This is a genomic window from Accumulibacter sp. (assembly GCF_036625195.1).
Lineage (GTDB): Bacteria > Pseudomonadota > Gammaproteobacteria > Burkholderiales > Rhodocyclaceae > Accumulibacter.
Genome location: NZ_JAZKUG010000001.1, coordinates 4,847,803 through 4,871,570, shown reverse-complemented (window position 1 = coordinate 4,871,570; position 23,768 = coordinate 4,847,803). Strand labels below are relative to the sequence as shown.

The following is a 23,768-nucleotide window of genomic DNA, read 5'->3' as shown; positions in this document are numbered from 1 at the left end:
AGGTGCAGCCATGGGGATCGAACTATCGGACATCGCCGCGGGGATTGGCGGCTTCGTCATCAACGGCGAGTGCGCCGGGGATCAGAGCGGCTGGAGCGTCGCTGGTGCGGGCGACATCAATGGCGATGGCTTGGCCGACCTGATCGTCGGGGCGCGATATGGCGACTCCGCCAGCGGTTCCGCTGCCGGGCGCAGCTACGTGATCTTCGGCCGGACGGCCACCACCGCCATCGATCTCTCGGCGTTCGCCGCCGGCGTCGGCGGTTTTTTGATCAACGGGCAGCACGCGGGTGAATTCAGCGGCAACAGCGTCGCTTCGGCCGGCGACGTCAATGGCGACGGTCTGGCCGACCTGATCGTCGGGGCGCCTGGCAGCGATCCCGCCAGCACTTACAATGCCGGGCGCAGCTACGTCGTCTTCGGCCGGACGGCCACCACCGCCATCGATCTCTCGGCGATCGCCGCCGGCGTCGGCGGATTTGTCATCAACGGCCAGAGCGGGGGTAACTTCAGCGGCTACAGCGTCGCTTCGGCCGGCGACGTCAATGGCGACGGCCTGGCCGACCTGATCGTCGGGGAGCATCTCGGCTACTCTGCCAGCGATTCCTATGCCGGGCGCAGCTACGTCGTCTTCGGCCAGACGGCCACCACCGCCGTCGATCTCTCGGCGATCGCCGCCGGTGTCGGCGGTTTTGTGATCAACGGCCAGTGCGCGTTTGACCAAAGCGGCATCAGCGTCGCTTCGGCCGGCGACGTCAATGGCGACGGCCTGGGCGACCTGATCGTCGGGGCGGATCTCGGCGACCCCGCCAGCGGTTCCCTAGCCGGGCGCAGCTACGTCGTCTTCGGCCGGACGGCCACCACCGCCATCGATCTCTCGGCGATCGCCGCCGGCGTCGGCGGTTTTGTGATCAACGGCCAGTGCGCGAATGACCGAAGCGGCCGCAGCGTCGCTTCGGTCGGCGACGTCAATGGCGACGGTCTGGCCGACCTGATCGTCGGGGCGGGTGGCAGCGACCCCGCCAGCGGCACCGACGCCGGGCGCAGCTACGTCGTCTTCGGTCGGACGGCCACCACCGCCGTCGATCTCTCGGCGATCGCCGTCGGCGTCGGCGGATTTGTCATCAACGGCCAGTGCGCTGATGACTTCAGCGGCATCAGCGTCGCTTCGGCCGGCGATGTCAATGGCGATGGCCTGGCCGACCTGATCGTCGGGGCGTCAGCCAGCGATCCTTCCAGCGGCACCAACGCCGGGCGCAGCTACGTCGTCTTCGGCCGGACGGCCACCACCGCCATCGATCTCTCGGCGATCGCCGCCGGCGTCGGTGGTTTTGTCATCAACGGCCAATGCACTTTTGACGGGAGCGGCCGCAGCGTCGCGTCGGCCGGCGACGTCAATGGCGATGGCCTGGCCGACCTGATCGTCTCGGCGCCATTCGCCAGAACTGCCGTAGGCATCTCAGCCGGCCGCAGCTACGTCATCTTCGGCAGCACCACCGGCGCTTTCGCGCAGACCGCCGTCGACCAGCTCGGCACCGGCGGTGCCGACACCCTGACCGGCACCGCCGCCGCCGCCGAAACCCTGGTCGCCGGGGCCGGTAACGACACCCTGATCGGCAACGGCGGTGCCGATGTCCTCTACGGCGGCGCCGGCGACGACCGCTTCGTGCTCAACGCCAGCAACCTCGCCGCCCTGAGCAGCGGCGTCAGCAACGGCAACTACGCCCGCATCGACGGCGGCAGCGGCCTCGACACCCTGGCCCTGACCGGCAGCGGCCTGACGCTGGATCTCACCAGTATCGCCAACCAGGGCGGCGCCGCCCCCTCGAGCGCCTCACGCCTCGAATCGATCGAACGTATCGACCTCACCGGCAGCGGCAACAACGCAGTGGTGCTCAGCGCTCGCGATGTCGTCGATCTCGCCGGCCTCAACAACTTCAACGCCGGCAACGGCTGGAGCGGCCTCGGCGCCACGGTGCCGCAGCACCAGCTCGTGATCGACGGCAACGCCGGCGACAGCATCACCACCGGCGATATCTGGACCAACAGCGGCACCACGGTCAGCAATGGCGGGCACACCTATGCCGTCTACCAGGGCAACCGCGTCGCCGCCCAACTGCTGGTGGATGTCAGCGTGACGCGCAACATTCAGGGTCCATCAGTGGACCTTTCCGCGATCGCCGCCGGAGTCGGCGGTTTTGTCATCAACGGGCAGTGCGCCAATGACTGGAGCGGCCGCAGCGTGTCGTCGGCCGGCGACGTCAATGGCGACGGTCTGGCCGACCTGATCGTCGGGGCGATGAACAGCGACCCCGCCAGCGGCACTAATGCCGGGCGCAGCTACGTCGTCTTCGGCCAGACGGCGGGCAGCGCCGTCGATCTCTCGGCGATCGCCGCCGGTGTCGGCGGTTTTGCGATCGACGGCCAGTGCGCCAATGACTACAGCGGCTTCAGCGTCGCGTCGGTCGGCGACGTCAATGGCGACGGTCTGGCCGACCTGATCGTCGGGGCGGATCGCAGCGACCCCGCCAGCGGTTCCAACGCCGGGCGCAGCTACGTCGTCTTCGGTCGGACGGCGAGCACCGCCGTCGATCTCTCGGCGATCGCCGCCGGTGTCGGCGGATTTGTCATCAACGGTCAGTGCGCCGGTGACCGCAGCGGCTGGAGCGTCGCGTCGGCCGGCGACGTCAATGGCGACGGCCTGGCCGACCTGATCGTCGGGGCGCAAGGCAGCGACCCCGCCAGCGGGTCCGAAGCCGGGCACAGCTACGTGGTCTTCGGCCAGACGGCGGGCAGCGCCATCGATCTCTCGGCGATCGCCGCCGGTGTCAGCGGGTTTGTGATCAACGGCCAGGGCGCGAGTGACTTCAGCGGCTTCAGCGTCGCGTCGGCCGGCGACGTCAATGGCGACGGCCTGGCCGACCTGATCGTCGGGGCGTTCGGCGGCGACCCCGCCGGCGCTTCCTATGCCGGGCGCAGCTACGTCGTCTTCGGCCGGACGGCGGGCAGTGCCATCGATCTCTCGGTGATCGCCGCCGGTGTCGGCGGTTTTGTCATCAACGGCCAGTGCGCTTATGACGAGAGCGGCAACAGCGTCGTGTCGGCCGGCGACGTCAATGGCGACGGCCTGGCCGACCTGATCGTCGGGGCGCATCTCAGCGACCCCGCCAGCGGTTCCCAAGCCGGGCGCAGCTACGTCGTCTTCGGCAGGACGGCCACCACCGCCATCGATCTCGCGACGATCGCCGCCGGCGTCGGCGGTTTTTCGATCAACGGCCAGTGCGCTTATGACTACAGCGGCGAGAGCGTGTCGTCGGCCGGCGACGTCAATGGCGACGGCCTGGCCGACCTGATCGTCGGGGCGAATGGCAGTGACCCCGCCAGCGGGTCCGAAGCCGGCCGCAGCTACGTGGTCTTCGGCAAGACGGCGAGCACTGCGGTCGATCTCTCGGCCGTCGCCGCGGGCGTCGGCGGCTTTGTCATCAACGGCCAGTGCGCTGGTGACCGCAGCGGCTTCAGCGTATCGTCGGCCGGCGACGTCAATGGCGACGGCCTGGCCGACCTGATCGTCGGGGCTTTCGCTAGCGACCCCGCCAGCGGCACCGACGCCGGCCGCAGCTACGTCATCTTCGGCAGCACCACCGGCGCCTTCGCGCAGACCGCCGTCGACCAGCTCGGCAGCAGCGCCGCCGACACCCTCACCGGCACCTCATCCGCCGAAACCCTGGTCGCCGGGGCCGGCAACGACACCCTGACCGGCAACGGCGGCGCCGATGTCCTCTACGGCGGAGCCGGCGACGACCGCTTCGAGGTCAACGCCAGCGACATCGCCGCCCTGAGCGCCGGCGTCACCGACGGCAACTACGCCCGCATCGACGGCGGCAGCGGCAGCGACACCCTGGCGCTGACCGGCAGCGGCCTCACCCTGGATCTCACCCGTATCGCCAACCAGGGTGCCAGCACCCCCGGCAGCGCCTCGCGCCTCGAATCCATCGAACGCATCGACCTCACCGGCAGCGGCAACAACACCCTGATCCTCGGCGTCAAGGACCTCCTTGATCTAGCCGGCCTGAACAGCTTCAACAACGCCACCGGCTGGGCCGACGGAAGCTACAACCTCGCCGCCGGCGGCGCCAGCGGCGCCAACCCGGAGCAACGCCACCAGTTGCTCGTGCTTGGCAACCGCGGCGACCTGCTCTCGCTCCCGGAAGCAGCCGAGTGGACCAACGCCGGCACGGTGATCCACAGCGGCCAGACCTACGCGCTGTTCAACAGCCGCAGCGCTGCGGCGCAGCTCGTGATCCACGATGAAGTCGGTCTCGCCCTGACCGGAACCGCAGGCAACGATGTGCTCACCGCTGGCAATGGTGATGACCTGGTCGAAGGCGGAGCCGGCGACGACATCCTGGAAGGGCGGGGTGGGGCGGATGCGCTGCTCGGCGGGCCTGGAAACGACCAGCTCGACGGCGGTGCCGGCGCCGACACCCTCGACGGTGGCGAAGGCAACGACCGCCTCTGGGGCGGTACCGGTGCCGACAGCCTGGTTGGTGGTGACGGCTCCGACCAGTACTACATCGACCATGCCGGCGACAGCGTCACGGAGACCAACGCTAACCCCGTCACCGGCGGCACCGACCAGGTCTTCAGCTCGCTTGCCACCTACACGCTCGGCGCCCACATCGAGCATGGCCGCATCCTCGCCAGCGGCATCGCCAGCCTCACCGGCAACGACCTCGACAATCTCCTCTACGGCGGCAGCGGCAACAACCTGCTTGACGGCGCCGGCGGCAACGACACCGTCAGCTACCTCTATGGTGTCAGCAGCGGCGTCAGCGTCAGCCTCGCCATTGCCGGCGCGCAGGCGACCGGCGGTTCCGGCAGCGACACCCTGGTCGCCATCGAGAACCTCAGCGGCTCGATCCACGCCGATACGCTGACCGGCGACGGCAACGCCAACCGGCTCGAAGGCGCCAACGGCAACGACACCCTGGCCGGTGGCGCCGGCGACGACACCCTCGACGGGGGCCTTGGTGCCGACAGCCTGACCGGTGGCGACGGTTCCGACCTCTACCACGTCGACCACACTGCCGACAGCGTCAACGAGACCAACGCCGACCCCGCAACCGGCGGCACCGACCACGTCTTCACTGCCCTGGCCGCCTACACCCTCGGCGCCCATGTCGAGAACGGCCGCATCCTCGCCACCGGTGCCGCGAACCTCGCCGGCAACAACCTCGACAACCTCCTCGAAGCCGGCTCCGGCAACAACCTCCTCGACGGCGCCGGCGGCAACGACAGCGTCAGCTACCTCTACGGCGCCAGCAGCGGCGTCAGCGTCAGCCTCGCCATCGCTGGGGCGCAGGCCACCGGCGGCTCCGGCAGCGACACCCTGATCGCCATCGAGAACCTCGGCGGATCGACCTACGACGACACCCTGCGCGGCGACGGCAACGCCAATGTCCTCAGCGGCGCCGGTGGCAACGACTTCCTCGATGGCGGTGCCGGCAACGACACCCTCGACGGCGGCGCCGGCAACGACCGCCTGTGGGGCGGCACCGGTGCTGACAGCCTGATCGGCGGTGACGGCTCCGACTCCTATTACGTCGACCACACCGGCGACAGCGTCAGCGAGACCAACGCCAACCCCGCCACCGGCGGCACCGACCAGGTCTTCAGCTACCTCGCCGCCCACACCCTCGCCACTCACATCGAGAACGGCCGCATCCTCGCCACCGGCGCCGCCAACCTCACCGGCAACGCCCTCGACAACCTCCTCGACGCCGGCACCGGCGCCAACCTCCTCGACGGCGCCGGCGGCAACGACACCGTCAGCTACCTCTACGCCGTCAGCGGCAGCGGCGTCAGCGTCAGCCTCGCCCTTGCCGGCGCGCAAGCGACCGGCGGCTCCGGCAGCGACACCCTCGCCGGCATCGAGAACCTCACTGGCTCCACCTACGACGACACCCTCACCGGCGACGGCAACGCCAACCGCCTCAACGGCGCGCAGGGCAACGACTTCCTCAACGGCGGTGCCGGCAACGACACCCTCGACGGTGGCTCCGGCAACGACCGCCTCTGGGGCGGCACTGGTGCCGACAGCCTGATCGGTGGTGACGGCTCCGACTTCTACTACCTCGACGACGCCGGCGACAGCGTCAGCGAGACCAACGCCAACCCCGCCACCGGCGGCACCGACCAAGTCCTCAGCTACCTCGCCAGCACCACCCTCGGCGCCCACATCGAGAACGGCCGCATCCTCACCACCGGAGCCGCCAACCTCACCGGCAACGCCCTCGACAACCTCCTCGACGCCGGCACTGGCGCCAACCTCCTCGACGGCGCCGGCGGCAACGACACCGTCAGCTACCTCTACGGCGCCAGCAGCGGCGTCAGCGTCAGCCTCGCCCTTGCCGGCGCACAGGCGACCGGCGGCTCCGGCAGCGACACCCTCGCCGGCATCGAGAACCTCAGCGGCTCCACCTACGACGACACCCTCACCGGCGACGGCAACGCCAACCGCCTCACTGGCGCGCAAGGCAACGACTTCCTCAATGGCGGTGCCGGCAACGACACCCTTGACGGCGGCGCCGGCAACGACACCCTCTGGGGCGGCACCGGTGCCGACAGCCTGAGCGGTGGCGACGGCGCCGACCTCTACTATGTCGACCACGCCGGCGACAGCGTCAGCGAGAGCAACGCCAATCCCACCACGGGCGGCATCGACCTCGTCTACAGTTCCATCGCCGCCTACACCCTCGGCGCGAACGTCGAGAACGGCCGCATCCTCGCCACCGGCGCCGCGAGCCTGAACGGCAACGCCCTCGCCAACCTCCTCTACGCTGGTGCTGGTAACAACCTCCTGGACGGTGCTGGCGGCAACGACACCGCCAGCTACCTCTACGGCGCCAGCAGCGGCGTCAACGTCAGCCTCGCCATCCTTGGCGCGCAGGCCACCGGCGGCTCCGGCAGCGACACCCTCACCGGCATCGAGCACGTCATCGGCTCGGCCTACGCCGACACCCTGACCGGCGACGGCCTGGCCAACCGGCTCGAAGGCGGCAACGGCAACGACACGCTCGCCGGCGGTGCCGGCAACGACACCCTGCTCGGCGGCCTCGGCAACGACAGCCTGACGGGCGGCCTCGGCGCCGACACCTTCCGCTTCGACACCCTGCCCAACGCCGCGACCAACCGCGACACGATTGGCGACTTCAACGTCCTCGACGACACGATCCAACTCGATAACGCGATCTTCACCGCGCTGCCGGACGGCCCGCTGGCTGCCGGCTCGTTCCGCTTAGGTCCCGGTATCACCGCCGCTGGCGACGCTGACGACTTCGTCATCTACGACAGCAGCAGCGGCGCGCTGTACTACGACGCCGCCGGCAACACCGGTGCCGGCGCGGTGCAGATCGCCAGCCTCGGCAGCGGGCTCACCTTGAGCAGCCTCGACTTCGTCATCACCTGAAGTCCGCCGCCTCTGCGGCCGGATCCCGGCGGCAGAGGCATCCTCGCTCCCCCACACCGCCGTCGCCGGCCTCTCGGGAACTGTCGACGTCGCCCTGCTGCGGCCGCTTGCCGAGCCATGAACACGGCAGCTCTTCTACGTGTGCTGCGCGAACCTGCCGTTCGAGGGCGGGCGAGTACAGGCTGTCGCCGAGTTGCTTGCGCCGGGACCTCATGTTCTCCGCGCTGCTCGTGCGATGCGACCCACTCTCGTCACCCCAGACCGTTCCGTGACCGACGATGAGTCTTCGCCGCAGGCTGGGTGGCCCGTCGCGACCTATCGGTCTGGTGTGGCGCCGGCGGATCGAGTTGGCGCCGCCGCAGCAGCGAATCCACGATCCCTTCCTTGGCCCTTGGCGCGGTGAGGTCACTGCAACTCCTTCTTGATCGTCAGCCACAGGGCTGGATCGTGGTCCACTTCATACAACCCTGGTTTGCCTCGTCCCTCGGGCGCCGGCGTTCACTGCTCGCGGATACTCGCGTCGTCGCACCACACCGTCGGGTTGCCCCGTTTGACCACCCCAATAATCCTACTGCGACCACTTCGCCACGCGATACCGCTGCTTCACCCCCGCCTCGCCAGTGTCCGGCCTTGGCCGTAGCGCAGCGCCATCACTGCTCTCCGCCGACAGCCAGACCCGGCTACACCCGGTATGATGACCAATCAATGCATCAGCGCCGGTTGATTCACTGTGGATGCTCCGAGCGGACAAAGTCACCCTGGAGTACCGACCTGATCATTGACACCCCCTGGAGATCGCTATACCCTCGCTGAGACCGTGTGATTTCCTGTCGTTTCCTCCTGGTCTCGTGGTTCCGAAGAAGAGGTGTGCAATGTCGATCAGCACTGTTGATAAGCAGGCGGTAATCCAGCTCACGGGGCCAACGATTTGGCGCAGCCTCCAGGTCGACCCGGGAGGCGCGGTGATTAGGGGTGGGATTTCCGAACGGCCTTACGCATGGCTCGGCATGGGGCAGATTCACTGGCCGCCATTTTCTCTGTACTACGGAAATGGGTCCTGGGTGCCCATCACTACCTCTGAAAAAGCTCGGGCGTCCCTCAACATTCCTGGATTCGAGTCCCTATACACCTCTTCGTTGTCGGCTGAGGGAGAGTTGACGACCTCCGAGGTCCTGGCTCCTTCTCGACAGGTGTTTACGCCGCCGCCGCAGTGGGGCGCCAGCCCGGTCACATACGAGTATGAGTATATGAAGGAGACTTTTGACCTCGAAAGTCTGACCCGCAAGTTTGAGTATGCCTTTACGCGCACTTTCCCCTGGGGGGAGTGGCAGCGAGAGGCATACTCAGATGAGTCCAAAATCACACTGAGTTGGTCCCCGGTCGGACCATTCGGGTTTACCGAAGACGCCGACCACTATCCCGGCGACGACGCTCAATTCCCGGCTAGCATGGGGATCTGGAACAGCGCGCTGAACAACGACTTTGATGCGCTCGGTGGGGACGATTGGGTCGATGTGGGTGAAGGCAACGACGCGGTCTATGGCGGAGCGGGTGTCGACACCCTGCGGGGCGGGAACGGCAACGACACCCTCGAGGGCGGCACGGAGGCTGACCTGCTGGTGGGGGGAGCCGGCGACGACTACTACGTCGTCGATCGTCTCGGCGACCAGATCGTCGAGGCGGCGGACGAGGGGAATGACACGGTGCGCGTGCGCTTGTCGTCGGCGGGCACCTTCGTTCTCCCGCCGAACGTCAACGACGCGATCATTGACAACGCCACCGCCGGCGTGAACCTCACCGGCAATGCGCTGGCCAATCGGCTGACCGGCAACAATCTCGCGAATGTCCTGCTGGGACTGGGCGGCGACGACCAGTTGAACGGCCTCGATGGCGACGACAGCCTGACTGGTGGCGCTGGCAAGGACAAACTCTACGGAGGAGCCGGCAACGACAGGCTCTACTACGAGTCCGAGGCCGACGAGCTTTACGGTGGCGTCGGCGACGACCGGTTTGCCGCAGGTGACCCGACGAAGCAGATCGACGGCACCACACATGTGCTCAATGGCGGCAGCGGCAAGGATCGTTTGGAACTCGCCGGGGCTGCCGCCGACTACCGCGTCCGGGTGGACATCCCATCCAGCGGCTCTTGGGAAGCCACCACCACCACCACCATGGCCCGCCGCGCGGGCAGTTCGCTGCCGGACGTCACGCTGTCGACACAGGAAATCGAAAAGGCCGTCTACCAGGCGCCGATTGCCAACGTCGTAGTCCTCGAAGGGGCCAACACCATCTCAGAAATGGCGCGCCAGATGATCGACGTCTATGCAGCGCAACCCCGCGTCGGGGTCTTTGACGACGCGGCCGGGACGCCGCGCAATTGGCACCCTGTTGCGGCGATCGAGCTTGGGATGCAGCCGAGCGGTTGGAACCTACACGGCCAGGACGTGGGACAGTATCTGTTCGCTGCAGGTGTCTATGAGGAGAAGGCGCTGAAGGGCTACATTTTCATCAACGATACGACCGCTACCGTCTGGTCGGGCCTGGTGAACGTGAACGGACAGAAGACGCTCTCGATCAGCTTCAAGGGATCGGGTGCCGACGTGTTCGACTGGGTCTATGACGTGAAGCATGTCCTGGTCAAGGGAAGTGATGATCTAAAGCCTTTCTATGAGAAGCACCGGCCGCTGGTCGACGCGCTCAAGACCTATCTGGCAGAGGAAGGGGCGAGAATCGACCAGGTGCTGGTCTCCGGGCACAGCCTGGGCGGGGCCATGGTGCAGCACCTGGTTGCGGAATTGGGCCCGCTCGTGGGCAACAAGATCCACGGCTATACGTTCGGTTCGATTGGCGGCGACTCCGGGACTGCAGGGCCGGTGACTGGCAAGGTCGTCAATTTTGTGCACCGAGGCGATATAGCCAACTGGGCTAATACAAGCGCTCTCCTGAGCCTGTTTGGCGGCAGTCACGACACACGGGGAGGCACGCAGGTCATCATCCGGACCGCACTCGCGTCCACCCCGTGGGGCGAACACTTCAAGGATGCTTACGGGCAGGACGTGAACTTCCTGCTGGAGGCCGCGGCCGATCTCACGACGGGCTTCAGCCGCAGTTCGTTGGCCGCGAGTCTGCGGAGCGGTGAGGTATGGCAAGGTGACGGTGACAGGCCCGACCAAAAAAAACTTCAGCTCGCGACGGGAACCGATAACGACGATGCTTTGGGTTACGGGCGAGGGGATCGCTTCATCCTGGGGGGCAAGGGGAACGACCGTTGTGTCTTCCTGAACGACGCGGCGAGCCTCGTCATCGACGGCGGAGCAGGCTGGGACTTCGCGACCATCTTGAGCGGAGACACCGCCACGCGACAGCCCGACGGTCGAATCGACGTTCGGGACGGGAGCGGGCAGGTGCTGGGCACGCTGTACTCGATCGAGGAAGCTGTTTTTTCAGGGCCGCAAGGCTGGGAGAACGTGCCAGCCACCGTCCAGGTGGCTGGGTCTTCAGGGCCGCAAAGCATGCAGTCGATGTCAGCCGGTGCGTCGCCGACCGTACAACGTCCGGCTCCCGGGACAACGGTCTTCACGGTCGACGGCGGATCGGACTACGCGGACGCTGGCGACGGGGAGATGACGGTCATCGGCACGAGCGGCGGCGACACGATCTTCGCCGGTCGGGGCGACAAGGCGATCAGTGGCGGTGACGGGAACGACACGCTGATCGTCGAACCCGCATATGGGGTCGCGAACCTGACCGAGACCATCGTGCTCGATGGCGGGTCAGGCAAAGACCTGATGATCGGCGCGCAAGGGAACGAAACGTTCATCGTCGATGACCGGGGGGACGTCGTCGTTGACCTCGGGGGAACGGACCGCGTCGAAAGCTCGGTCTCGTTCGAACTCCCTGATGGCGTCGAGCACCTCGATCTCCAGGGTCTGGATGCGATTGACGGCATGGGGAACGACAGTGCCAACCAGTTGCGTGGAAACGTTGCCGCCAACCGGCTGTTCGGCGAAGGCGGAGCCGACACGCTGATCGGCGGCGACGGCTCCGACATCTACGGTGTCGACGACGCCGGTGATCAGGTGATCGAAAGCAACGCCGTCACCGCGAGCGGCGGCAGTGACCTCGTTCTCAGCATGCTGGCTGCTTACACGCTGCCGGACCACGTCGAGAACGGCCGGATCGTCGCAGGCGGTGCCGCCAACCTCACCGGCAACCGCCTCGACAACCTCCTTGACGCCGGCGTTGGCGACAACCTCATCGCCGGCGATGCCGGCAGCGATACCCTTTCATGGGCCCATGGCGTCATCGGTGCCGGCGGCGTCAGCGCCAGTCTCGTCACCGGTATCGCCAGCGGCGGCTCGGGCAGCGACCGCTTCACCGGTATCGAACACCTGATCGGCTCAACGGACGACGACAGCCTCACCGGCGATGGCAACGCCAACTTCCTGCAGGGAGGAGCGGGGAACGACACGCTCAACGGCGGTGCCGGTGCCGACACCCTTGCCGGCGGTGACGGCAACGACACCTACTACGTTGACAGCGCTGGCGACGTGGTGACCGAGACCAACGCCGATCCGGAAACGGGCGGCAGCGACGACGTCCACAGCTATCTGCAGCACTACACGCTGCCGGTCCATGTCGAGAACGGCCGCATCCGTGCGGCCAGCACGGCCAGCCTCTCCGGCAACGGTCTTGACAACCAGCTTTACGCAGGTGCAGGCGACAACGTCATCGCCGGCGATGCCGGCAGCGACACTCTTTCCTGGGCCTACGGCGTCAACGGTGCCAGCGGCGTCGTCGCAAGTCTCATCACCGGAATCGCCAGCGGGGGCTCGGGCGCCGATGCCTTCAGCGGCATCGAGAGCCTCGATGGCTCCGCCTACGCCGACACGCTGAGCGGCGATGGCCACGCCAACCGGCTCGACGGCGCCCAGGGCAATGACTTCCTCGACGGCGGCGCCGGCGACGACAGCCTCACTGGCGGTACCGGCGACGATACCCTGTGGGGCGGCGCCGGCGCCGACAGCCTCCTCGGTGGCGATGGCTCGGACCGCTACTACGTCGACAACGCCGGCGACAGCGTCAGCGAGACGAGTAGCGATCCCTCAACGGGCGGCATCGACCAGGTCTACAGCTCCCTCAGCGCCTACACGCTCGTCGCCTGGATCGAGAACGGCCGCATCCTCGCCAGCAGCGCCGCCAGCCTGACTGGCAACGACCTCGACAACCTCCTTTACGCCGGCAGCGGCAACAACCTCCTCGACGGCGCTGGCGGCAACGACACCGCGAGCTACCTCTACGGCGGCAGCAGCGGCGTCAGGGTACACCTCGGCGTCAGTGGCGCACAGACGACGGGCGGCTCCGGCAGTGACACCCTCGTCGCCATCGAGAACCTCGCCGGCTCGAACTACGCCGACGTGCTCAGCGGCGACGGCAATTCCAACCGGCTCGAAGGCGCCGGTGACAACGACATCCTGGTCGGTGGTGGTGGCGATGACACGCTCGACGGCGGGGCCGGTGACGACACCCTCGTCGGCGGCGCCGGCAACGACCGCCTCTGGGGCGGCAGCGGTGCCGACAGCCTGGTCGGTGGCGACGGCTCCGACTCCTACTACCTCGACCACGCTGGCGACAGCGTCACGGAAACGAACGACAACCCCGCCAGCGGCGGCACCGACCAGGTCTTCAGCACCCTAGCCGCCTACACCCTCGGTGCCCACGTCGAAAACGGCCGCATCCTCGCTGCGGGCGCAGCGAACCTCGCCGGCAACAGCCTCGACAACCTCCTCGACGCCGGAACCGGCGACAACCTCCTGGACGGAGGCGGCGGCAGCGACACCGTCAGCTACCTCAACGCCGTCAGTGGCAGCGGCGTCAGCCTCAGCCTCGCCGTCACCGGCGCGCAGGTGACCGGCGGATCGGGCAGCGACACCCTCGTCGGGATCGAGAACCTCATCGGTTCCGTCTACGTGGACACCCTCACCGGCGACGGCAACGCCAATCGGCTCGAAGGCCTCTCCGGTAACGACTCGCTCGACGGCGGCGCCGGCAACGACACCCTCGACGGCGGCGCCGGCAACGACCGCCTCTGGGGCGGCACCGGCGCCGACAGCCTGCTCGGCGGTGATGGTTCCGACTTCTACTACGTTGACCACACTGGCGACAGCGTCAGCGAAAGCAACGCCGATTCCACAACCGGCGGCACCGACCAGGTCTTCAGTTCGCTGGCCGCCTACATCCTCGGCGCCCACATCGAAAATGGCCGCATCCTCGCCAGCGGTGTTGCCAGCCTGACCGGCAACGACCTCGACAACCGCCTGTACGGCGGCACCGGCAACAACCTGCTTGACGGTGCCGGCGGCAACGACACCGCGAGCTACCTCTACGGCGTCAGCAGCGGCGTCAGCGTCAGTCTCGCCCTTGCCGGCGCACAGGCCACCGGCGGCTCCGGCAGTGACACCCTGGTCGGCATCGAGAACCTCAGCGGCTCGATCCACGCCGACACGCTGACCGGCGACGGCAACGCCAACCGGCTCGAAGGCGCCAACGGCAACGACACCCTGGCCGGTGGTGCCGGCGACGATACCCTCGACGGTGGCCTTGGCGCAGACAGCCTGATCGGCGGCGACGGTTCCGACCTCTACCACGTCGACCAGGTCGGCGACAGTGTCACCGAGACCAACGCCAACCCCGCAACGGGCGGTACCGATCAGGTCTTCAGCACCCTGGCCGCCTTTACGCTCACCACCCACGTCGAGAACGGCCGCATCCTCTCGAGCGGCGCCGCCAGCCTCACCGGCAACGGCCTCAACAACCTCCTCGAAGCCGGCACCGGCAACAACCTCCTCGACGGCGCCGGCGGCAACGACACCGTCAGCTACCTCTACGCCGTCAGCGGCAGCGGCGTCAGCGTCAGCCTCGCCATTGCCGGCGCGCAGGCCACCGGCGGCTCGAGCAGCGACACCCTCGCCGGAATCGAGAACCTCAGCGGCTCCATCTACGACGACACCCTTACCGGCGACGCCAACGCCAACCGCCTCAGCGGCGCGCAAGGCAACGACTTCCTCAATGGCGGTGCCGGCAACGACACCCTCGACGGCGGCACCGGCAACGACCGCCTCTGGGGCGGCACTGGTGCCGACAGCCTGGTCGGTGGTGACGGCTCCGACTTCTACTACCTCGACGACGCCGGCGACAGCGTCACCGAAAGCAACGCCAACCCGGCAACCGGCGGCACCGACCAGGTCCTCAGCTACCTTGCCAGCACCACCCTCGGCGCCCACGTCGAGAACGGCCGCATCCTTGCCACGGGCGCCGCCAACCTCAGCGGCAACACCCTCGACAACCTCCTCGACGCCGGCACCGGCAACAACCTCCTCGACGGCGCCGGCGGCAGCGACACCGTCAGCTACCTCTACGCCGTCAGCGGCAGCGGCGTCAGCGTCAGCTTGGCCCTCAGCGGCGCACAGGCCACCGGCGGCTCCGGCAGCGACACCCTCGCCGGCATCGAGAACCTCAGCGGCTCCACCTACGACGACACCCTCACCGGCGACGGCAACGCCAACCGCCTCAACGGCGCCCAGGGCAACGACTTCCTCAATGGCAACGCCGGCAACGACAGCCTCGACGGCGGCGCCGGCAACGACACCCTCTGGGGCGGTACTGGTGCCGACAGCCTGGTCGGTGGTGACGGCAACGACTCCTACTACGTCGACCACGCCGGCGACAGCGTCACCGAGACCAACGCCAACGCCACCACCGGCGGCATCGACCAGGTCTTCAGCTCGCTCGCCGCCTACACCCTCGGCGCCAACGTCGAGAACGGCCGCATCCTCGCCACCGGCGCAGCGAGCCTCAGCGGCAACGCCCTCGCCAACCTCCTCTACGCCGGCGTCGGCAACAACCTCTTCGACGGTGCCGGTGGCAACGACACCGTAAGCTACCTCTACGGCGCCAGCAGCGGCGTCACCGCCAGCCTCGCCACCGGCACCGCGACCGGCGGCTCCGGCAGCGACACGCTGGTGGCGATCGACAACCTCGTCGGCTCGGCCTACGCCGACACCCTCAGCGGCGACGGTGGCGCCAACGTCCTCAGCGGCGGCACCGGCAACGACACCCTCAGCGGCGGCCTCGGCGCCGACACCTTCCGCTTCGACATGCTGCCGAACGCCGCGACCAACCGCGACACGATCAGCGACCTCAACGTCCTCGACGACACGATCGAACTAGAGAACGCGATCTTCAACTCGCTGCCGAACGGCCCGCTGGCCGCCACCTCGTTCCGCTCCGGTGCCGGGGTCACCGCCGCCGCCGACGCCGACGACTACCTCATCTACGACACCACCAGCGGCGCGCTCTACTACGACGCGAATGGCAACACCGGCGCCGGCCCGGTGCAGGTCGCCACGCTCGCCAGTGGCCTCGCCCTGAGCCACCTCGACTTCCTCGTCACCTGAAGTCGGCAGTCACTGCCGCCGCTCGCCGGCGGCAGTGACTGCCAGCCAAAGCGCCGCGGGCAAAGCCGGAGCAGGCCCAGCGCGAGCCCGTCCCGCGGCGGCCACCGGCTGTGCCAGAGCCCGCCCTGTATGATCCACGTAAGAAGCAAATCGCTTCCCCACGACGCTGGTCCTTCTGCTAGATTCGATCCCCGGCAACACCGCCAGCCGCCGACCGGATTCCCGGTGGCGGCAGCGGCCCACCGTTCGGGCGCGCCGCCTTGGTCCGTCCGTGGCGGGTGTTTTCTGCGGGAGGATGGGTTCCGTGCTCGGATGCGGTTCGCGTGCATCGCGCTCGGTCGGCGGCTTCGCCGCCGCCTTCGCGTCCGCGCTGCAACCGCCGCACAGCCACTCGCACAGCCACTCCGACAGCGACCGCGGCACGCGCGGCAGATTCCCGGCCAGACCCGCGCACGCGGCGAACCCCGCCGGCGGCGGGCTTCGTCGCCCACCGCGCCCGGGTCGGCCAGCACACCATGACCCGATACACCCCGGAGGAATGCAATGAAGCGAACCCTGGTCCTCATCGATCACCGCGTTGCCGATCGCCCGGCGCTCGTCGCGAGTCTGCCCTCGGACAGCGAATGGCGCAACGCCAAAGCGTTCGCCGCGCTGCGCGCCGACGCTCGGTCGTTACCTGGGGCGATGCCGCCTCCGGTGGCGACAGTTCCGCCGTCGCGGTGCAACTCGGCGGCGCGCTCGACGGTCGCGGCAAGGCTAGCGGGGTGCGTCTGCACGGCGCGATAGAGCACGGTACGCTCGGGCCGGCGACGGCGATAGACGGCAGTGCGAGCGGGTGCGCTCGGGTCACCCGCGATGGCCGCGCGCACCTCGGTCGCGTGTGGGTTTAGGCGCTGCGCATGCGGCGCCTCGCACACCTTGGCGGCACGTGCTGAAAAAGACCATAATGATCAATGGGTAACTGATCCAGGTCAACGGATTCGGGGGAAAGCTGTGTTACAAGATCTTCCAGCAAGAGCAACATTAACGGTCCAAGGTCGAAGCAGTGACCAAGTAGGAGGCTGAATTCGGAGCGGCGAGCACTCGCGTGCGGTCGCAAGAGGGGCTTCACGAGTGTTCGCCTGAGGTGTGCGCCATGACGATCGCTGCCGCGCGATGCTTGCGGCGAATCTGGTTGCCGGTTTGGTTGCCGGTTGCGCTCGTCCCATCCACAAGCCTTGAGTCCGGTCGTCGGGCTGACGCGCAAGGCAGCCCCGGCAGGCGAGGACGAACTCGTGGCACGACCGACTGGCGCATCCGTGTTCGCTGCTGGATCGCCGGCAGACTTTTTGGGCTCGTCCTTTCATTCGCACGAGGGGGCACGCGTTACCGGGCAATGAACGCTGCTCCCGGAACAATCCTTCCATCACCAGGGAGCACGACATGAGCACCTACAACGGGACAAGCGGCGACGATCCGCTTGCTGGAAGCGCTGGCAACGACGATATGCACGGTCTTGGCGGCAACGACACCCTTTATGGCGGGCTCGGCAACGACTTTCTTGACGGCGGTGATGGCGTCGACGGGCTCTACGGCCAAGAAGGTAACGACACCCTGACCGGCGGTGCGGGCATCGATTACTTCACTGTCTGGCACTGGGAAAACCCCGGCGACAGCTCGACCGACACCATCACCGACTTCACTGCGGGAACCAATGGCGACGTGATGTCGCTTCCCACTTGGCGTTTCAGCAACTACACGTCGGGCAGCAACCCCTTCGGCAGTGGCCACGCCCGCCTGACGCAGTCGGGTGCTGACACCCTGCTCGAGTTCGACGTCGATGGGCCGGGAGTAGGCGGGGGATTCCAGACTGCCGTCATTTTCACCAACGTCAGCAGATCAAGCCTAGTGTCGTACAACTTCGACGTTTGGAATCCCAACGTCGGGACTTCCGGGCCCGATCTTCTCGACGGTGGTGCAGACGACGAGGTCATTGAGGGTCTTGCTGGCGACGATACCTTGAACGGCTTTCCCGGCAACGACACCCTTGACGGCGGTTCCGGCAACGACAGCCTTGATGGCGGGCAGGGGAACGACGCGCTCTACGGTCAGGAAGGAAACGACACGCTGATCGGAGACGCGGGTGACGACAATCTCGACGGCGGGCTCGGCAACGACACCCTGACCGGAGGTGCGGGCAACGACTATCTTGACGGCCGGCTTGGCGACGACAGCCTCGATGGTGGCGAGGAGAACGACTCGCTCTTCGGCCAGGAAGGCAACGACACGCTGAGTGGAGGCGCGGGCGACGACTATCTCGATGGTGGGCTCGGCAACGACACCCTGAGCGGCGGCTCTGGTTCCGACCTCTTCAATATGTGGACCGCTCCAGACGACACATCGGTCGAGACGATCATCGACTTCACTCCGGGATCTGGTGGCGACCAGATCGACGTAGTCGCGTCATTCACCAACTACAAGCCGAACAGTAATCCTTTTGGCAGCGGTCACGCCCGCTTGACGCAGTCGGGCGCCAATACCCTGCTCGAGTTCGATCGCGATGGGCCGGGAGTCGGTGGCACGTTCCAGACGGCGGCCATTCTCAACAACGTGAGCAAGTCGAGCCTGGTTTCTTCGAACCTGCAAGGCTGGGATCACAATGTCGCAACTCCGTACGACGACCTGCTTGCCGGCACCCTCAGCAACGATGACCTCAACGGCCGTGCCGGCAACGACACGCTGAATGGCCTCGCGGGCAACGACACGCTCTATGGCGGGCTGGGCAACGACACGCTGACCGGCGGTGCGGGCAGCGATGGCTTCTCCGTCTGGCATGAGTCCGGCGACAACTCGACCGACACGATTACCGACTTCACTCCGGGCAATGGTGGCGACTTCATCAGCGTGCTTCCCTCCTGGCTTTTCACCAACTTCACACCGGGCAGCAACCCCTTTGGCAGCGGCCATGCCCGCCTGACGCAGTCGGGTGCCAACACCCTGCTCGACTTTGACCTCGATGGCCCGGGAGTCGGCAGCGCATTCCAGACGGCGGTCATTCTGAACAACGTCAGCAAGTCGAGCCTCTTGTCGTCGAGCCTGGGTGGCTGGAGTCCCAATGTCGGGACTCCGAGCCCCGAGTTGTTTGCCGGCACGCACGGTAACGACGAGTTCGACGGCCTTGCCGGCAACGACACGCTGAACGGCCTCGCGGGCAACGACACGCTCTATGGCGGGCACGGCGACGACCGGATTGACGGCGGTGCAGGTGCCGATACGATGGAGGGTGGCATTGGCGGCGACACCTACGTCGTTGATGATCCCGGCGATGTGGTGCGGGAGAACTCGCTGCTCCTCGTCTCGTCTACGGTCGCCGGGGCGCAGGGGAACGCTGGTAGTTACGCCGGGGCGTTTTCTGCCGACGGGCGCTACGTCGTCTTCCAAAGCGGGGCGAGCAACTTCGTCGACGACGATACGAACGGCGACTGGGACATCTTCGTCAAGGATTTGCCGACGGGGGCGATCCAGCGGGTGTCAACCGACTCGACCGGGGTGCAGGGGAGCCGGGGCAGCCACGACGCGTCGTTCTCTTCCGACGGGCGCTACGTCCTTTTCGAGAGCGAGGCCATCAACCTCGTCGTCGGCGATTGGAATCGGTACACCGACATCTTCGTCAAGGACCTGCAGACGGGGGCGGTCCAGCGCGTGTCGACCGACTCGACCGGCGCGGAGGCGAACTCTGGCAGCTACGGCGCGTCGTCTTCTGCTGACGGGCGGTATGTCGTCTTCCATAGCTGGGCCAGCAACCTCGTTGTCGGCGATTGGAACTGGGGCAACAGCGACATCTTTGTCAAGGACCTGCAGACGGGGGCGATCCAGCGCGTGTCGACCGACTCGACCGGGGCGGAGGCGAACGCTGGCAGCGAAGGGGCTTCGTTTTCTGCTGACGGGCGCCACGTTGCCTTCGCGAGCTATGCCAGCAACTTGGTCGCCGGCGATACGAACGGGCAACCGGACATCTTCGTCAAGGACTTGCAGACGGGGGGGATCCTGCGCGTGTCGACTGACTCGACTGGGGCGGAGGCGAACTCTGGCAGCGAAGGGGCCTCGTTTTCTGCTGATGGGCGCCACGTTGTCTTCGCGAGCTACGCCAGCAACCTCGTCGCCGGCGATACGAACGGGCAACGGGACATCTTCGTCAAGGACTTGCAGACGGGGGCGATTCTGCGCGTGTCGACCGACTCGACCGGGGCTCAGGGGGGGGGTGACAGCCGCGGCGCGTCGTTTTCCACTGACGGGCGGTACGTCGTGTTCGAGAGCGCGGCCAGCAATCTGGTGGCCGGCGATACGAACGGGCTCCGCGACGTCTTCGTCAAGGACCTGCAGACGGGGGCGATCCAGTGCGTGTCGAACGGGTCGACCGGGGCGCAAGGGAACTCTGGCAGCACCAACGCTTCGTTCTCTGCCGACGGGCGCCACATCCTCTTCTCAAGCGACGCCAACGGGCTGGTCGAAGGCGACCAGGACAATGATTCCGACGTCTTCGTGGTGGAGAATCCTTTCCGGGGGGATCCGGATACGGTGCATTCGTCGGTCAGTTATGCGCTGCCCACGGGAGTCGAGAACCTCATTCTCACCGGCGCCAATGGCATCGATGGGACCGGAAATGCGCTGGCCAACACGATCACCGGAAACGGGAACGCCAACGTCCTCAACGGCGGCAGCGGCGCCGACACCCTCGATGGCGGCTCGGGGAGCGATCGCCTCTGGGGCGGCACTGGCGCCGACAGCCTGATTGGCGGTGACGGCTCCGACCAGTACTACGTTGACCACGCCGGCGACAGCGTCACCGAAACCAACGCCAACCCCGCCACCGGAGGCACCGACCAAGTCTTCAGCTCGCTCGCCGCCTACACGCTCGGCGCGAATGTCGAGAACGGCCGCATTCTTGCCGCCGGCATCGCCAGCCTCACCGGCAACGACCTCGACAACCTCCTCTACGGCGGCAGCGGCAACAACCTACTTGACGGCGCCGGCGGCAACGACACCGCGAGCTACCTCTACGGCGTCAGCAGCGGCGTCAGCGTCAGCCTCGCCATCGCCGGCCCGCAGGCGACCGGCGGTTCCGGCAGCGACACCCTGGTCGGCATCGAGAACCTCAGCGGCTCGATCCACGCCGACACGCTGACCGGCGATGGCAACGCCAACCGGCTCGAAGGCGCCAGCGGCAACGACACCCTGGCTGGTGGTGCCGGCGACGACACCCTCGACGGCGGCCTCGGCGCCGACAGCCTGATCGGTGGCGACGGCTCCGACCAGTATTACGTGGATCATGCCGGTGACCGCGTCACGGAGACCAATGCCAACCCCGTCAGCGGCGGCACCGACCAAGTCTTCAGCAGCCTCGCGGCCTACACCCTCGGTGCCCACATCGAAAACGGCCGCATTCTCGCCACCGGCGCCGCCAACCTCACCGGCAACGCCCTCGACAACCGCCTCGACGCCGGCACCGGCGCCAACCTCCTTGACGGCGCCGGCGGCAACGACACCGTCAGCTACCTCCACGGCGCCAGCAGCGGCGTCAACGTCAGCCTCGCCATCCTCGGCGCGCAGGCCACCGGCGGCTCCGGCAGCGACACCCTGATCGCCATCGAGAACCTCGGCGGATCGAACTACGACGACACCCTGCGCGGCGACGGCAACGCCAATGTTCTCAGCGGCGCCGGTGGCAACGACTTCCTCGATGGCGGCGCCGGCAACGACACCCTTGACGGTGGCGCCGGCAACGACCGCCTCTGGGGCGGCACCGGTGCCGACAGCCTGATCGGCCGTGACGGCTCCGACTCCTATTACGTCGACCACGCCGGCGACAGCGTCAGCGAGACCAATGCCAACCCGGCAACGGGCGGCACCGACCAGGTCTTCAGCTACCTCGCCGCCTACACCCTCGCCACGCATATCGAGAACGGCCGCATCCTTGCCACCGGTGCCGCGAACCTCACCGGCAACGCCCTCGACAACCTCCTCGACGCCGGCACCGGCGCCAACCTCCTCGACGGCGCCGGCGGCAACGACACCGTCAGCTACCTCTACGCCGTCAGTGGCAGCGGCGTCAGCGTCAGCCTCGCCCTTGCCGGCGCCCAGACCACAGGCGGCTCCGGCAGCGACACCCTCACGGGAATCGAGAACCTCACCGGCTCGACCTACGACGACACCCTCACCGGCGACGGCAACGCCAACCGCCTCACCGGCGCGCAGGGCAACGACTTCCTCAACGGCGGTGCCGGCAACGACACCCTCGACGGCGGCGCCGGCAACGACCGCCTCTGGGGCGGCACTGGCGCCGACAGCCTGATCGGTGGTGACGGCTCCGACTTCTACTACCTCGACGACGCCGGCGACAGCGTCAGCGAGACCAACGCCAACCCGGCAACCGGCGGCACCGACCAGGTCCTCAGCTACCTTGCCAGCACCACCCTCGGCGCCCACATCGAGAACGGCCGCATCCTCGCCACCGGCGTCGCCAACCTCATCGGCAACGCCCTCGACAACCTCCTCGACGCCGGCAGCGGCGCCAACCTCCTCGACGGCGCCGGCGGCAACGACACCGTCAACTATCTCTACGCCGTCAGCGGCAGCGGCGTCAGCGTCAGCTTGGCCCTCAGCGGCGCACAGGCCACCGGCGGCTCCGGCAGCGACACCCTCACGGGAATCGAGAACCTCAGCGGCTCCACCTACGACGACACCCTCACCGGCGACGGCAACGCCAACCGCCTCAACGGCGCCCAGGGCAACGACTTCCTCAATGGCAACGCCGGCAACGACACTCTCGACGGTGGCGCCGGCAACGACACCCTCTGGGGCGGTACCGGTGCCGACAGCCTGAGCGGCGGCGACGGCAACGACTCCTACTACGTCGACCACGCCGGCGACAGCGTCAGCGAGAGCAACGCCAATCCCACCACCGGCGGCATCGACCAGGTCTTCAGCTACCTCGCCGCCTACACCCTCGGCGCCCACATCGAGAACGGCCGCATCCTCGCCACCGGCACCGCCAGCCTGAGCGGCAACGCCCTCGCCAACCTCCTCTACGCCGGAACCGGCGCCAACGCCCTCGACGGTGCCGGCGGCAACGACACCGCCAGCTACCTCTACGGCGTCAGCGGCAGCGGCGTCACCGCCAGCCTCGCCAGCGGCGCCGCCACCGGCGGCTCCGGCAGCGACACCCTCACCGGCATCGAGAACCTCGTCGGCTCGGCCTACGCCGACACCCTCAGCGGCGACGGCGGCGCCAACGTCCTCAGCGGCGGCAACGGCAACGACACCCTCAGCGGCGGCCTCGGCGCCGACACCTTCCGCTTCGACACCCTGCCGAACGTCGCGACCAATCGCGACACGATCAGCGACTTCAACGTCGTCGACGACACGATCGAACTCGAGAACGCGATCTTCACCTCGCTGCTGAGCCCCGGCACCCTCGCCGCCACCTCGTTCCGCTCCGGAGCCGGGGTCATCGCCGCCGCCGACGCCGACGACTTCGTCATCTACGACAGCACCAGCGGCGTGCTGTACTACGACGCCAACGGCAACGCCGGAGGCGGCCCCGTGCAGATCGCCAGTCTCGGCAGCGGGCTCTCGTTGAGCAACCTCGATTTCGTGGTCACGTGAACGCCCCGCAGGCTCGGTCCAGTCCCGGCTCGCCGCGGCGGCGACCACCGGCCGTCGGGCCGCCGTGTCGCCGGTGGCCGGCGAAGCGTGAGAATTCTACTGTCGCAGGGTATCCAAAGGTCCCGGCTCGCTGTATGGTCTTTCTGTGGGTGGTTCGATGAGGAAGGTGCGAACGACTCATGCTCGCCTGCCACAGCAGC

General features: G+C 67.5%; 5 protein-coding genes. 4 read left to right on the top strand and 1 reads right to left on the bottom strand.

Features of this window, described 5'->3' with window-relative positions:
* The first annotated feature begins 10 nt into the window (after positions 1–10).
* Positions 11–7,468, top strand: a complete 7,458-nt coding sequence (locus V5B60_RS20695; RefSeq protein ID WP_332349827.1) for a hypothetical protein — start codon at positions 11–13, stop codon at positions 7,466–7,468.
* Here V5B60_RS20695 and V5B60_RS20690 read toward each other — a convergent pair.
* Complete coding sequence (locus tag V5B60_RS20690; protein WP_332349825.1) at positions 7,461–7,682, bottom strand: hypothetical protein; 222 nt, start codon at positions 7,680–7,682, stop codon at positions 7,461–7,463. The genes V5B60_RS20695 and V5B60_RS20690 overlap by 8 nt on opposite strands.
* Before the next feature lie 1,234 nt (positions 7,683–8,916).
* Here V5B60_RS20690 and V5B60_RS20685 point away from each other — a divergent pair.
* From V5B60_RS20685 to V5B60_RS20675, 3 genes are all read left to right on the top strand, one after another.
* Positions 8,917–15,924 (top strand): hypothetical protein, encoded by a 7,008-nt coding sequence (locus V5B60_RS20685; protein WP_332349823.1) that lies wholly within the window; start codon positions 8,917–8,919, stop codon positions 15,922–15,924.
* Between the two features lie 623 nt (positions 15,925–16,547).
* Positions 16,548–16,814 carry a hypothetical protein gene (locus tag V5B60_RS20680; RefSeq protein ID WP_332349821.1) on the top strand — a complete coding sequence of 89 codons (267 nt, stop codon included), beginning with the start codon at positions 16,548–16,550 and terminating at the stop codon, positions 16,812–16,814.
* Between the two features lie 532 nt (positions 16,815–17,346).
* Complete coding sequence (locus V5B60_RS20675; protein WP_332349819.1) at positions 17,347–23,568, top strand: hypothetical protein; 6,222 nt, start codon at positions 17,347–17,349, stop codon at positions 23,566–23,568.
* The last annotated feature ends 200 nt before the right edge of the window (positions 23,569–23,768 follow it).